At 71.8% G+C, this 12,889-nt stretch carries 14 protein-coding genes; 10 read left to right on the top strand and 4 right to left on the bottom strand.

Annotation, left to right across the window (positions count from 1 at the left end; all coding sequences use genetic code 11):
- The first annotated feature begins 82 nt into the window (after positions 1-82).
- Positions 83-388, top strand: coding sequence for a hypothetical protein (locus tag EIY87_RS32560; protein ID WP_125313748.1), 306 nt, complete (start codon positions 83-85; stop codon positions 386-388).
- Between the two features lie 3 nt (positions 389-391).
- Here the strand turns inward: EIY87_RS32560 and EIY87_RS32555 are convergent, their stop codons facing one another.
- Entirely contained in the window at positions 392-841 is a 450-nt protein-coding gene (locus EIY87_RS32555) for a nuclear transport factor 2 family protein (protein WP_125313747.1), read from the bottom strand.
- 88 nt (positions 842-929) lie between these two features.
- On the opposite strand from EIY87_RS32555, the gene EIY87_RS32550 reads away from it, so the two are divergent.
- Positions 930-1,796, top strand: coding sequence for a LysR family transcriptional regulator (locus EIY87_RS32550; RefSeq protein WP_125313746.1), 867 nt, complete (start codon positions 930-932; stop codon positions 1,794-1,796).
- A gap of 345 nt (positions 1,797-2,141) precedes the next feature.
- On the opposite strand, the gene EIY87_RS32545 is transcribed toward EIY87_RS32550, so the two are convergent.
- Complete coding sequence (locus tag EIY87_RS32545) at positions 2,142-2,519, bottom strand: STAS domain-containing protein (protein WP_125313745.1); 378 nt, start codon at positions 2,517-2,519, stop codon at positions 2,142-2,144.
- A gap of 290 nt (positions 2,520-2,809) precedes the next feature.
- Here EIY87_RS32545 and msrA point away from each other — a divergent pair, with 290 nt between their 5' ends.
- The 5 genes from msrA (at position 2,810) to EIY87_RS32520 (ending at position 8,342) form a co-directional block, all read left to right on the top strand.
- Positions 2,810-3,325 carry a peptide-methionine (S)-S-oxide reductase MsrA gene (msrA, locus tag EIY87_RS32540; protein WP_125313744.1) on the top strand — a complete coding sequence of 172 codons (516 nt, stop codon included), beginning with the start codon at positions 2,810-2,812 and terminating at the stop codon, positions 3,323-3,325.
- 317 nt (positions 3,326-3,642) lie between these two features.
- On the top strand, positions 3,643-5,916 hold the full coding sequence (locus EIY87_RS32535) for a M4 family metallopeptidase (RefSeq protein ID WP_191984357.1): 2,274 nt from the start codon (positions 3,643-3,645) through the stop codon (positions 5,914-5,916).
- A 74-nt stretch (positions 5,917-5,990) separates the two neighbouring features.
- On the top strand, positions 5,991-6,500 hold the full coding sequence (locus tag EIY87_RS32530; protein ID WP_125313743.1) for an OsmC family protein: 510 nt from the start codon (positions 5,991-5,993) through the stop codon (positions 6,498-6,500).
- A 79-nt stretch (positions 6,501-6,579) separates the two neighbouring features.
- Positions 6,580-7,542, top strand: coding sequence for an ATP-binding cassette domain-containing protein (locus EIY87_RS32525; RefSeq protein WP_125313742.1), 963 nt, complete (start codon positions 6,580-6,582; stop codon positions 7,540-7,542).
- Positions 7,539-8,342 carry an ABC transporter permease gene (locus EIY87_RS32520; RefSeq protein WP_125313741.1) on the top strand — a complete coding sequence of 268 codons (804 nt, stop codon included), beginning with the start codon at positions 7,539-7,541 and terminating at the stop codon, positions 8,340-8,342. The genes EIY87_RS32525 and EIY87_RS32520 overlap by 4 nt, the downstream gene beginning before the upstream one ends.
- A gap of 21 nt (positions 8,343-8,363) precedes the next feature.
- Here EIY87_RS32520 and EIY87_RS32515 read toward each other — a convergent pair whose 3' ends face one another.
- Together EIY87_RS32515 and EIY87_RS32510 are read right to left on the bottom strand one after the other, a co-directional pair.
- Positions 8,364-8,780 carry a nitroreductase/quinone reductase family protein gene (locus EIY87_RS32515; RefSeq protein WP_125313740.1) on the bottom strand — a complete coding sequence of 139 codons (417 nt, stop codon included), beginning with the start codon at positions 8,778-8,780 and terminating at the stop codon, positions 8,364-8,366.
- Positions 8,780-9,322, bottom strand: coding sequence for a DUF6069 family protein (locus EIY87_RS32510; RefSeq protein WP_125313739.1), 543 nt, complete (start codon positions 9,320-9,322; stop codon positions 8,780-8,782). Before EIY87_RS32510 ends, EIY87_RS32515 begins: the two co-directional genes overlap by 1 nt.
- Positions 9,323-9,450: 128 nt before the next feature.
- Here EIY87_RS32510 and EIY87_RS32505 point away from each other — a divergent pair, with 128 nt between their 5' ends.
- The 3 genes from EIY87_RS32505 to EIY87_RS32495 all read left to right on the top strand — a co-directional run bounded on the left by EIY87_RS32505 (position 9,451) and on the right by EIY87_RS32495 (position 12,884).
- Positions 9,451-11,109: a serine/threonine-protein kinase gene (locus tag EIY87_RS32505; protein ID WP_225440167.1), complete on the top strand. Its 1,659-nt coding sequence runs from the start codon at positions 9,451-9,453 to the stop codon at positions 11,107-11,109.
- 215 nt (positions 11,110-11,324) lie between these two features.
- Positions 11,325-11,615, top strand: coding sequence for a hypothetical protein (locus tag EIY87_RS32500; RefSeq protein WP_125313738.1), 291 nt, complete (start codon positions 11,325-11,327; stop codon positions 11,613-11,615).
- Between the two features lie 138 nt (positions 11,616-11,753).
- The gene (locus EIY87_RS32495) at positions 11,754-12,884 is read left to right on the top strand and encodes a C1 family peptidase (protein ID WP_125313737.1); all 1,131 of its coding nucleotides are present in this window, start codon (positions 11,754-11,756) and stop codon (positions 12,882-12,884) included.
- Positions 12,885-12,889: the final 5 nt, after the last annotated feature.

The following is a 12,889-nucleotide window of genomic DNA, read 5'->3' as shown; positions in this document are numbered from 1 at the left end:
CGCACCGCGCGGGCGGGCCCAACGGCCGAATTACCCACTGCGCTACCGGCGGGAGTGCCCACTCCGGCGCTAGATTGGGCAGATGACCACACCCGACGGCGACCCGAACGTCCTGGACGGCGAGATCGTCGACGAAACCCCCACGGCCGCGATCGCGGTGCCCTCGCCGCCGCTGCCGGAGCCGGACTACAGCGAGGGCGGCGTGCCCAGCTTCGACTTCGTGCGCGACAAGATCGAGAACCGGTACACGACGTCGGTCGGTGCCACCGAGGTCGCCGGGCTCGGCACCGAGCACACGGCGGAAGCCCTCGACAAGCAGATCGCCGACCGCGACCAGGCGGCCAAGGACCGGCTGGCCGAGATCCGCCGGTCGATGCGCGGCGAGTAGCGCTCAGCCGAAGATGGCCACCGGGTCACCGGTGTACCAGGCGTTCTCGATGACCACCCGGCGCAGCACCCAGCGGTCGCCGTCGCGGACCAGGTCGGTGTCGTAGCGGTTCTTGAGCAGCGCGTGCGTGGCGTGGTCGGCGCTGAGCAGGTGCTGGGCCTCGACGAGCGCGGTGAGGTGCGCCGTGTCGCCGTCGACGGTGACGCGCGGGTTCGTGACCTGGTGGGTCGTGTCGACGCGCCCGTCGAACAGCGCGAGGATCGTGTCGACGATCGCGTCCCGACCGGTCATCAGCGGCGGCTCCGCGCCCCACCTGGCGGCCGCGGGCCGGAAGTCCAGCACGGCGTCTTCGGCGAACGAGGACGCGAACAGCTCGCGGTCCTTGAGGTCCTGGCCGAGGCCGAAGCGGTAGAGCGCGTCGACGATCTCGTGCCGGTCGGTTGCGGTGATCATGCCGTCAAGGCTGGCGCGGCCCGCGAAGCCGATCAACGCGCTTGTGTGCCACGATCGTTAAGCGAGAATTGACGATGGGGGGGCGGGCATGCCGGAGTGGCGCGAGCTGGAGACGGTCCTGACGCTGGCCGAGGAGCTGCACTTCGGCCGCACGGCGGAGCGGCTGCACGTCTCGACCGCGCAGGTCAGCCAGACGATCCGCAAGCTCGAACGGCGGATCGGCGTACCCCTGTTCACCCGGACCAGCCGCCGCGTGGCGCTGACGCCGGTGGGCCGGCAGCTCGTCACCGACCTCGGACCGCCGTTCGCGGCGGTCGGCGCGGCGCTGGACCGGGCGATCGAGGCCGGCCGCGGCGTCACCGGCACCCTGCGCGTCGCGTTCGGCGACGCCGCCGGCGGGCAGCTCCTGGCCGGCGTGGCCGAACGGTTCCGGCAGCGGGAGCCCGGCTGCCACGTCGAGTTCCGCGAGGTGCGGCCGGCCGAGGTGCTGCCCTGGCTGCGCGAGGGCGAGGTCGACGTGGTCCTCGCCGCGCTCCCGACGGCGGCGCCGGACCTGGTCGCCGGCCCGGTGCTGGTGCGGGAGGTGCGGTTCCTGGCGGTCGCGGCGGACCACCCGTTCGCCCGGCGGGACTCGGTGCGGGCGGCGGACCTGGCGCGCGTGCCGGTGCTGCGGTGCGCGCTGCCGGACCCGTGGCTCGACGAGCACGCCCCGGACGCCACGATCCACCCGCGCGCCGGCCTGCAGGAGCTGCTCACCCTGGCCGGCGCGGGCTCCGGGGTGCTGCCGGTCGGGGCCCACATCCGGCGGTACTACCCGCGGCCGGACGTGGTTTACGTGCCGCTCGCCGACGCGCCCCGCCTCGAGTGGAGCCTCATCTGGCCGGCCGCGACGGCGACGGCCCGGGTCCGCGGGTTCGCGGAGGCGGCGGCCGAGCTGGTGCGCGAGCCGGAATGACGCGGCGCGCGGCAGGTGGGCCCCGCGGCACTGGGCGAGCCGACGACGCGCCTGCGCAGCGACGCGGGCAGTCTCGCACGTCGCGCCGACCCGCCGCCAGAAAGCACCCGCCCCGGCGCAACCGGCAGCACGGCTTTCACGCGCCGACCCGCCCCGGCACCAGACCGCCACCACCCGAGCCGGGCAGGCCAGCGCCGACCCGGGCGCCAGACCCGCACCGCCCAAGCCCGCACCGCCCAAGCCCGCACCGCTCACAGCCGCCAGCCCGGCAGCCACACCGCACCGCCCAAGCCCGCACCGCTCACAGCCGCCAGCCCGGCAGCCACACCCGCAGGCCCAGCCGCCTCAGCCGGGCAGCCAGCGCATCTCCGTCGGCTGGTACGCGGCGATCGCCGCCACGCGGTGCGGGAAGAGCGGGACCCGCCCAGCCAGCCCCGTGAGGCGGATCACCCGCTCGACCGCGCCGCCCGGGGTGGCGATCAGGCAGCCCGAAATCCCGCGCTCCCAGCACAGTTCGAACGCCCGCAGCAGGCCGCGGATCCCGCGGACCGACAGGAATTCCAGCTGCCCGAGGTCGAGCGCCAGCAGGTGCGGCCCCGGCAGTTCGCAGATGGTGGCCTCGATCACCGTCGTCCACTGCGCCACCGTGTCGATGTCGAGCTGGCCACGGACCTCGACGACCAGCACCCCGCTGGTCCGTTCGGGGACGGTCCCGTTGCGCATCGCGCGCCTCCTCGGGGCCGTGTCGGAGGACGGCCCCGGCCCATCGTCCCACCGCCGTGGGGTCTCGGCGCGCTGAAGCGGGAGATCCGATTCTCCTTGGCGGACGGGCGAATCCGGCGCCGCCGTCCGGTCTAACGTCTACTGTGGACAGTCGATGAGTATCGGCGATACCCGACAGGAGGTATCATCGATCCAGGGACGTCAGGCTTCCGTAATACCGCCGTGGAATCATCGGCGACCGACGGAAGTTGTACCCGCTGGATGCACCGCACGAGAGAAGGAGTGACGCCGTGACCACGTCAACCGAAAGGGCCGTCCTGGCCGGCGGCTGCTTCTGGGGCATGCAGGAGCTGTTCCGCCGTCAGCCCGGGGTCGTTTCGACCCGGGTGGGTTACAGCGGCGGCGACGTCCCCAACGCCACCTACCGCAACCACGGCACGCACGCCGAGGCCATCGAGGTGATCTACGACCCCGCGCGGACGACGTTCCGCGACCTGCTCGAGTTCTTCTTCCAGGTGCACGACCCGACGACGAAGAACCGCCAGGGCAACGACATCGGCCTGAGCTACCGCTCGGCGATCTTCTTCGAGAACGACGAGCAGCGGCGGGTCGCCGAGGACACCATCGCCGACGTCGACGCGTCGGGGCTGTGGCCCGGCAAGGTCGTCACCGAGGTCAGCCCGGCCGGCGACTTCTGGGAGGCCGAGCCGGAGCACCAGGACTACCTGCAGCGCATTCCGAACGGGTACACCTGCCACTTCGTGCGCCCGGGCTGGAAGCTCCCGAAGCGCGAGAAGACCGCCTGACGGTCCGAGACACCGAAGGCCCCTTCGCCGATCCGGCGGAGGGGCCTTTTCGTCGTCCGGGGGACGCGGAAAGATCACCCGAACGGCGGTGATCCCCCTTCGGTCCTGAGTGGACAGACAGCACCACATATCCCAATGGCGCCAAATGTCCATTTTGGGAAGTATTGCCTCTCGTAGATAAGACCGTACGTTAGTCGCTTGTTCACGAGGCTTCGGCACCGGATCCTGATTTCCGCCAAGCAGCACCGTTTTCCCGTCCCCCGTTCTCGGCCCGGCCTGCACCGGGCCGGTTCGCCCTGCCCGGAGGAGATCCTTCGATGCACCTGAGACGTCCCATCGTCTTGGCCGCGAGCGGCGCGCTGATAGCCGCGATGTGCACCACCACGGCCGCCCAGGCCCAGCCCGCCACCCCGAACGCCACCGCCGACGCCCAGACCCTGGCCGTCAACGCGGCGGCGAGCCTGGTCGCGAGCAAGCCGGCCGCGCTGCACGCCAGCGCGGACGACGTTTTCCTCGCCCAGAAAGCGATTTCCTCGACCAACGGGCTCAAGTACGTCCCGTACGAGCGCAGCTACAAGGGCCTGCCGGTCGTCGGCGGCGACTTCGTGGTGGCGACCGACTCGACGGGCCAGGTGCTGGGCACCTCCGTCGCGCAGGACCAGACCATCAACCTCGCCTCCACCACCGCCAAGGTGTCGAAGGCCGCGGCCGAGGCGACCGCGCGGCAGCAGCTGTCCGCGGTGGACAGCGTGAGCCCGGCGCAGCAGGTCGTCTTCGCGCTCGGCACGCCCACGCTCGCGTGGAAGAGCACCGTCGTCGGCCGCGACGCCGAGGGCCCGAGCCGCCTCGACGTCATCGTCGACGCCGCCACCGGCAAGGTGCTCAAGACCCAAGAGCACGTCATGAACGGGGACGGCACCAGCGCGTACAACCGGCCGAACCCGGTGCACCTCGACACCACGCAGTCCGGCAGCACGTACTCGCTGAAGGACCCGAACCACCCCACCGAGTCCTGCCAGGACGCGGCCACCAACACGACGTTCAGCGGTCCCGACGACGCGTGGGGCAACGGCAACGCGACCAGCCGCGAGACCGGCTGCGTCGACGCCCTCTTCGCGCTGCAGACCGAGAACAAGATGCTCTCGCAGTGGCTGGGCCGCAACAGCTTCGACGGCAACGGCGGCGGCTGGCCGGTCCGCGTCGGCCTGAACGACCAGAACGCCTACTACGACGGCACCCAGGTCCAGATCGGCAAGAACACCAACGGCCAGTGGATCAGCTCGATCGACGTCGTGGCGCACGAGCACGGCCACGGCATCGACGACCACACCCCGGGCGGTATCTCGGGCGCGGGCACCCAGGAGTTCGTCGCGGACGTCTTCGGTGCCTCGACCGAGTGGTTCGCGAACGAGCCCTCGGGCGGCGACGTGCCGGACTTCCTCGTCGGCGAGACGGTCAACCTCGTCGGCTCCGGCCCGATCCGCAACATGTACAACCCGTCGGCGCTGGGCGACAAGAACTGCTACGACAGCTCCGTCCCCAACGGTGAGGTGCACGCGGCCGCCGGCCCCGGCAACCACTGGTTCTACCTGCTGGCCGAAGGCACCAACCCGACCAACGGGCAGCCGACCAGCACCACGTGCAACAACACCTCGATCACCGGCATCGGGGTCCAGAACGCGGTGAAGATCTTCTACAACGCGATGCTGCTCAAGACCTCCAGCAGCTCGTACCTGAAGTACCGCACCTGGACGCTGACCGCGGCGAAGAACCTGTTCCCGGGCAGCTGCACCGAGTTCAACACCGTCAAGGCGGCGTGGGACGCGATCAGCGTGCCGGCCCAGTCGGCCGACCCGACCTGCTCGGCGACCGGCACCGTCACCGTGTCCAACCCGGGCAACCAGTCCACCGTGACCGGCGCTTCGGTCAACCTCCCGCTCTCGGCGAGCGGCGGCACCGCGCCGTACACCTGGTCGGCCACCGGCCTCCCGGCCGGCCTGTCGATCAACGCCTCCACCGGCACGATCTCGGGCACCGCGACCACCGCTGGCACCTCGAACGTCACGGTGACGGCGAAGGACGCGGCGGCCAAGACCGGCACGGCGTCGTTCACGTGGACCGTCGGCACGACCAGCGGCTGCTCCGGCCAGAAGCTGGCCAACGGCGGCTTCGAGTCGGGCAGCACCGGCTGGACCGCCAGCTCCGGCGTGATCGGGCAGAACGGTGCCGACGAGCCGACGCACGGCGGCACCTACAACGCGTGGCTCGACGGGTACGGCACGACGCACACCGACACGCTCGCGCAGTCGGTGAGCATCCCGGCGGGCTGCCACGCCAGCCTGACGTTCTACCTGCACATCGACTCCGCGGAGACGACCACCACCACCGCCTACGACAAGCTGACCGTCGCCAACGGCAGCACGACGCTGGGCAGCTACTCCAACCTGAACAAGGCGTCCGGGTACGCGCTCAAGACGATCGACGTCTCGTCGGCCGCCGGCGGCACCCTCTCGCTGAAGTTCACCGGCACCGAAGACAGCTCGCTGCAGACCTCGTTCGTCATCGACGACGTGGCCGTGACCCTGAGCTGAAGCTGAACCGCTGAAGCGGGGAGACCGGGCTTCCGGTCTCCCCGCTTCTCCGTTTTCCGGGGCAGAATCCCCCCATGGACACCGAAGAGCTGCGCGCGACCCAGGCCCCGCTGAAGGACAAGTACCGCGAGCAGCCGGAGAGCGCGCTCGTCACGCTGCACGCCGACGCCGAGCTGGACGGTCTCGGCATCTCCTGCAAGGTGGAGACCGGCCGCGCGATCGTCGAGGCGGGCCTGCACCCGGCAACCGGCGGTGACGGCACTCTCGCCTGTTCGGGTGACATGCTGCTCGAGGCGCTCGTCGCGTGCGCCGGGGTGACGCTGCGGGCGGTGGCGACGTCGCTGGGCCTCGAGGTGCGCGGCGGCCGCGTGCGCGCCGAAGGGGACCTCGACTTCCGCGGCACGCTGGCCGTCGCGAAGGACGCTCCGGTGGGCTTCCGCGCGATCCGGCTGTCGTTCGACCTCGACACCGATGCGTCCGACGAGCAGCTCGCCACGCTGAAGAAACTGACCGAGCGCTACTGCGTCGTCTTCCAGACGCTGCGGACGCCGCCGGAGTTCGCCGTCACGCTTTCGGCGAACTGACCCCGGCTCAGGGAGAAACCCGGAGGACAAACCGGACGCGCTGGCCTAGCTTGGCGGGGTCACCGAGAGGGGAACCGCCATGCCGGAACCGGACAGCGCCGTCCAGGTGCGCGGGCTCGTCAAAACCTACGGGTCGACCCGCGCGCTCGACGGCGTCGACCTCGACATCCCGGCCGGGCGCGTGCTCGGCCTGCTCGGCCCGAACGGCGCCGGGAAGACCACCACGGTCCGCATCCTGACCACGCTGCTGCGGCCGGACTCCGGCTCGGCGCGCGTCGCCGGCTACGACGTCCTGGCCGAGCCGGACCAGGTGCGGCGGCGGATCGGGCTGTCCGGGCAGTACGCGGCCGTCGACGAGAACCTGACCGGCTACGAAAACCTGTACATGGTCGGGCGGCTCTACGGCAGGCGCAAGGCGGCGGCCCGCGCCCGGGCCCGGGAGCTGCTCGCGCGGTTCGCGCTGGAAGACGCCGCCGACCGGCCGGCCAAGGGCTATTCCGGCGGCATGCGGCGGCGGCTCGACCTGGCCGGCGCGCTGGTCGCGGAGCCGACCGTCGTCGTCCTCGACGAGCCGACCACCGGCCTCGACCCCGGCGGGCGCCTCGACACCTGGGGCGTCATCAAGGAGCTGGTCGCGGACGGCACGACCGTGCTGCTGACCACCCAGTACCTCGAAGAAGCCGACCAGCTCGCCGACTCGATCGTGGTGATCGACCACGGCCGGGTGATCGCCCGCGGCACGGCCGACGAGCTCAAGGCGCAGATCGGCGGCGAACGCCTCGAGCTCGTCGTCACCTCCCCCGCCGACCTGCCCGCCACGCTGGAGGTGCTGCGCGAGGTCGGCAACGGCGAGCCGGCGGGCGACGACCACACGCGACGCGCGGAGATCCTCGTCGACACCGGGCCCAAGGCCCTCATCGAGGCCCTGCGGCGGCTCGACGCCCAGGGCATCGCCGTCCAGGACGTCGCCCTGCACCGGCCGACGCTCGACGACGTCTTCCTGTCCCTGACCGGTCACGGCGCCGAGGAGGCCGCGAAGTGAACGCGCTCGCGAAGGGCATCTCCGACGGTGGCATCATCACCTGGCGCAACCTGGTGAACGTCCGCCGCAACCCGGACTGGCTGATGGCCGCGACGCTGCAGCCGATCATGTTCGTGCTGCTGTTCGCCTACGTCTTCGGCAACGCGATCGGCGGCGACTCGGGCGGCGCGGCGTACCGCGAGTTCCTCATCGCGGGGATCTTCGCCCAGACGGTGGCGTTCAACTCGGCGTTCACCGTCATCGGCTTCGCCAACGACCTGCAGAAGGGCATCATCGACCGGTTCCGCTCGCTGCCGATGTCCCGGATCGCGGTGATCCTCGGCCGCACGACGTCGGACCTCGTGGTCAGCGTCGTGGCGCTCGTGGTGATGTCGCTGTGCGGCCTGATCGTCGGCTGGCGCATCCGCGGCAGCTTCTGGGACGCGCTGCTCGGCTACCTGGTGATGCTGATGTTCGCCTGGGCGCTGTCGTGGGTCGGCGCGCTGATCGGCCTCGCGGCGCGCAGCGTCGAGGTCGCGCAGAGCGCCGGGCTGATCTGGATGTTCCCGCTGAGCTTCATCTCCTCGGCGTTCGTCCCGACCCAGACCCTCCCGGCGTTCCTCAAGGCGATCGCGGACTGGAACCCGTTCACGGCGGTGATCAACGCGACCAGGGACCTGTTCGGCAACCGGTTCGGCCCCGCGCCGACGGGCTGGCCGGCCGAGCACGCGGCGCTGTACTCGATCCTGTGCTGCGTGGCGATCATCGCGGTCTTCGCCCCGCTGGCCACGGCTCGCTACCGGCGGGTGGCGAGCAAGTAGGACCGTCCGAAGAGGACGGTTTCAGTCCTCTTCGGACAGCTCCACGATCGGGATGACCCGGCGCGCCTGCCGGGCCTTCTCCCGGTGCTCGGCCAGGAACGGGTAGTGCCGCTCCAGCTCCGCCCACGCCCGCACGTAGTCCGCGCCCAGCAGCGGCAGCGCCTCGCCCTCGAACTCGCGGCCGTCGGCCTCGACCTTCACCCGCGGGTCGTCGACGAGGTTCAGGTACCAGTCCGGGTGCTTCGGCGCGCCGACGTTCGAGGCCACCACCAGCAGCCGGTCGCCGTCGTGGTGGACCATCATCGGGACCGTGCGGGGCTCGCCCGTGCGGCGGCCGGTCGTGGTCAGCAGGACCAGCCGCTCGCGGTGCATGCCGTCCACTTCACCGCCCGCGCGGAACTGCCGGATCACGCGGCGGTTCGTCTCCTGGACGTCCATCAGCGGTCGTAGTACCGGGTCGGCGGCTCCTGCTGGGTCCACTGCTGCTGCGTCGGCGGCGGGGCCGCGCTCTGCTGCCTGCGGCGCCGGTGCAGGGTCCGGGCGCTGGCCGCCATGCTGTTCACCACCGCGGCGATGGCCAGGCCGAGCACCAGGTTGATCACGGCCGTCGCGATCTTCGCGCTCGGGGCGACCGTGAGGGTCAGCGGCAGCACCACGGCGATCAGCGTGACGAGGACCATGATCCAGCCGAAGAACTGGGACGGCGCCGGCGTGGCGACGCTCAGCAGGTGCATCAGCCCGGTGGCGAGCAGGGCCACCGCGGCGGCGACCAGCGCGTACGTCGTGGTGCTCGCGTTGCCCCAGACGCCCTCGCCTTTTGGGGCGAGCACTTCGACCTCGAAGATGCCGCGCGCGATCAGCAGCCCGACCACCGCGAGCAGGGCCGCGACCACCGCCGACGCGACGCCGCCCGCCCACAGCCGGCGCGCGTCGATCCCCGGGCGGACGTCTTGGGGCTGGTTCCCGTAGTAGTCGGCCATCAGAGCCTTCCTAGGTCGGCTGCGCCTCTCGCCCCGATTGTCCCCCGTTTCGGCCCGGGCCGCGATCCACGCGGGATTTCGTGATCTTCCGACGTTTGCCGTTCACGTGAACGGGGTACCTGCCGCCCGTGGCCGACGAAGCCGGGAGAACGGGGCGCCCGACGGCGGGCGACGACGTCACGTGCGCTCGCTACGTGCTGGGTGATTTCCCCACCAGCCCGCGCCGGGAGCCGGACGACGAACGGCCGCCGGGCCTGCTGGCCGGCCGCTACGAGGTCGGCAGGCTGATCGGCAGCGGCGGCACGGCCCGCGTCTACCGGGCCTACGACGTCCGGCTGGACCGCGAGGTCGCCGTCAAGATCTACGACCGCGACGCGCTGCCGCTGGACCAGCGGCGACGGCTGCGCGAGACGACCATCCAGGCGGGCATCAGCCACCCCGGCGTGGTGGCGCTGCTCGACAGCGGGAGCGAGAACGGCCGCACGTACCTGGTGATGCAGCTGGTCGAGGGCGAAAACCTGGCGGAGCGCCTCCTCGGCGGCCCGATGCCGGCGGCGGAGGTGACGGCGCTGGCGGACGGCCTCGCCGAGGCTTTGGCGCACGTCCACGCCCACCGCGTCGTCCACCGCGACCTGAAGCCGGCCAACGTGTTCCTGTCCGCGGCCGGCCCGCTGATCGGCGACTTCGGCATCGCGCACATCCTGGACACGACGCACATCACGAGCACGGGCGTCGTCCCGGGCACGGCGGCGTACCTGGCCCCGGAACAGGTCAGCGGCGAGCCCGCGGGGCCCCCGGCGGACGTGTACGCACTGGGGCTGATCCTTCTCGAGTGCCTGACGGGCGAGCGCGAGTACGCGGGCACGCTGGTCGAGGCGGCGATGGCCCGGCTCAACCGTCCCCCACGCATCCCGGACGACGTACCCAGCTCGCTGGCCCACACCCTGCGCCGCATGACCCGCCGCGACCCGGCCGACCGCCCGACGGCGGAGGAGGTGCGGCGGCTGCTGTACGCCCCGGCGCCGGTGACCACGCTGGTACGCCGTCCGTTGTGGCGGCGCCGGCTGGAGGCGGTGGAGCACCTTCCGGCGGCTGGTGACCGCTCGGCGTACCCGACCGCGGGCGCCCACGACAGCGACCACCCTCGCGGCGCCACCCCCACCGGCCACGCCACGATCGCCGCCGAGGCAGCCCACCGCGGCCATCCGGGCGACGCCACCCGAGCCGGCCACCGCCCGGCCACGGCCGACGCGGCACTCCACGGCAGCGGCGCCACCCCCACCGGCCACCGCTCGGCTCCGGCCGCCGAGTACCTCTCGGCGCACGCGCCCGCGAGCAGCACCCGGCGAGGCTCCGCCTCAGCCGCCGAGGCGGCCCACGGCACCGACGGCTCCGCACCCCGCAAGACCGCCCCCCTCGCCGCTCCCCCCGCCGACCCCCGGCCCGCCCGCCGCCGCCGGATGGCCGTGGCCGGGGCGCTCGCCGTGGTCGTCGCCGCCGTTCTGGCCGTCACCCTGCTCACCGGCGAGGACACCGGGACCACCACGACCCCCGCCCAGCCGCCCGCGCCGACGACCACGTCGTCGTCCGCCACCTCCGCGCCGCTCGCCGATCGGGGGACGCCCGATCCGCAGCCGCCGCCGGTCACCTCGCCCTCGCTCGAACCCGCCGTCGTCACCCAGGGGACCGCCACCCCCGCCGCGCCGCCCACGACCAAGCCGGGCAAGACCGGCAAGGGCGAAACCCGGGGCAAGGGCAAGGGGCCCGGCGGGCGCGACAACGCCTGAGCGGGACCTCCGGCGCGCGGATCCGGGCCGAACGGCCCTGGCGCGGAAAAGCGTCCGAAACAACGGCGGGCCACCTTTCCCGAATTCGGACTCGAAGCAATAACGACCGGTAACCGGAAGGCCGCCGACCTCGACACACCCCGTGTGCCGAACGAGCGCGCACCACCGCCGGGAATCCCCGTCCCGGGCGGTTCCACGAAATTCCGGAGGTCTGGATGAGTGTCCACGCTGCCCTCGCGCGGCCCGTTTCCCCCACCGCGCGCGGACGGCACGCCAAGCCCCGTCCCGCGTGGCACCGGGTCGCCGCCGGGGCGGTCTTCGCAGCCTTGGCCCTGATCATCGCCGGGATGGTCTGGCCGCCGGCAGCGCTCGCCGTGCTCGTGCCGCTCGGCGCGGGCGTCGCGAAACTGCGGACCGCGAGCCGGACGGTCGACGCCATCTTCGCCGAAGAACTGATCGCCCGGGAACGGGTTTCGGAAAACGGCGACCGGGTCGAGATTTCTTGACCACTCCCCTTTTTCCGGTCGCCACAAAACTGCTCCTCGGCAAAAGGATGACCGCTCTGGTGGCCGCCACCGCGGCCGGAGTACAACCGATCGGGCACGGCCACCGCCGCGTGAGGCGTCGAAGATTGGGGAGTCATCATGGCCGATCCCGGAAGCCCCGCGTCACCGGTCGACCTCGACCGGGTCCGCACCGAACTCGCCGCCCAGGGCCATCCCTGGGTCACGGGCGAGAACTCCATGACCATCCTGGAAGAAGACCAGCGCCGCCACCGGCTGGGAGTTCCCCTCCCGCCGGAAGCCGAACGGCGGGAACTCGAATCGACGGCGAAGTCCCTCGCCCAGGGTGAAGCCGCCCGCGCCACCGCCGTTTCCGGGGCCGGCGCCGCCGCGCAGTTCGACAGCCGCAACGCCGGCGGCGGCAACTACGTCACGCCGGTGAAGGACCAGGGCGATTGCGGTTCCTGCGTCGCCTTCGGCACCGCCGCCACGATCGAGACGGTCGCCGCGTTCACCCGCGGGCAGCCCGGCCTGCAGCTCGACCTCTCCGAAGCGCACCTGTTCTACACCCACGGCGCGAACGACGGCGCGACGTGCGACACCGGCTGGATGCCCGAGCGCGCGCTGAAGTTCTGCCACGACGTCGGCATCACCTACGAGGACTACTTCCCGTACAGCCCGCGCAACCGCACCGGGGCCAAGCTGAACGCCGACTGGCCGAACCGGCTCGCGACCACGCCGTCGTACGCGGCGCTGACCGGCAACCCCGCGGCGATGAAGGAACAGCTGGCCGCGCGCGGCGCGCTCGTCGCGTGCTTCCTGGTGTACCAGGACTTCTTCTCCTACAAGACCGGTGTCTACCGGCACGTCACCGGCTCGCTCGCCGGCGGCCACTGCGTGACGCTCGTCGGCTACGACGACACCCAGGGCTGCTGGATCGCGAAGAACAGCTGGAGCGCCAACTGGGGCGACGGCGGCTTCTTCCGGATCGCCTACGGCGAGTGCGGCATCGAGACCTGGCAGGTCGAGCAGGTCGGCGCGGTGAACCTGCGCTCGTGGACCGGCTCGACGTCGGTGCTCGGCCTGTGGAGCAACGACCAGGACCGCAACACCTGGGCGTACCTGCAGAACATGGGCTGGCTGCACCTGGCCGCCGACGACGAGGTGATCAACAAGGCGATGCTGATCGAGCTGATCGCCGCGAAGCAGGGTGGCCGTCCGGTCAACGCGTTCAACAACAACGGCACGATCATCGAAACCTACGTCTTCTAGGAGCC

It is taken from the genome of Amycolatopsis eburnea, from assembly GCF_003937945.1.
Lineage (GTDB): Bacteria > Actinomycetota > Actinomycetes > Mycobacteriales > Pseudonocardiaceae > Amycolatopsis > Amycolatopsis eburnea.
The sequence above is the reverse complement of the archived record's forward strand: the minus strand, read 5'-3'. Positions and strand labels throughout refer to the sequence as shown.

Bases quoted from the DNA above. Each gene is read 5' to 3' on its own strand.
- EIY87_RS32510 (WP_125313739.1), bottom strand. From the start codon at position 9,322: ATGGCCGACTACTACGGGAACCAGCCCCAAGACGTCCGCCCGGGGATC.
- EIY87_RS32545 (WP_125313745.1), bottom strand. From the start codon at position 2,519: ATGCGCAACGGGACCGTCCCCGAACGGACCAGCGGGGTGCTGGTCGTC.
- EIY87_RS32550 (WP_125313746.1), top strand. From the start codon at position 930: ATGCCGGAGTGGCGCGAGCTGGAGACGGTCCTGACGCTGGCCGAGGAG.
- EIY87_RS32555 (WP_125313747.1), bottom strand. From the start codon at position 841: ATGATCACCGCAACCGACCGGCACGAGATCGTCGACGCGCTCTACCGC.
- EIY87_RS32515 (WP_125313740.1), bottom strand. From the start codon at position 8,780: ATGGACGTCCAGGAGACGAACCGCCGCGTGATCCGGCAGTTCCGCGCG.
- EIY87_RS32535 (WP_191984357.1), top strand. From the start codon at position 3,643: ATGCACCTGAGACGTCCCATCGTCTTGGCCGCGAGCGGCGCGCTGATA.
- EIY87_RS32530 (WP_125313743.1), top strand. From the start codon at position 5,991: ATGGACACCGAAGAGCTGCGCGCGACCCAGGCCCCGCTGAAGGACAAG.
- EIY87_RS32495 (WP_125313737.1), top strand. From the start codon at position 11,754: ATGGCCGATCCCGGAAGCCCCGCGTCACCGGTCGACCTCGACCGGGTC.
- EIY87_RS32525 (WP_125313742.1), top strand. From the start codon at position 6,580: ATGCCGGAACCGGACAGCGCCGTCCAGGTGCGCGGGCTCGTCAAAACC.
- EIY87_RS32500 (WP_125313738.1), top strand. From the start codon at position 11,325: ATGAGTGTCCACGCTGCCCTCGCGCGGCCCGTTTCCCCCACCGCGCGC.
- EIY87_RS32560 (WP_125313748.1), top strand. From the start codon at position 83: ATGACCACACCCGACGGCGACCCGAACGTCCTGGACGGCGAGATCGTC.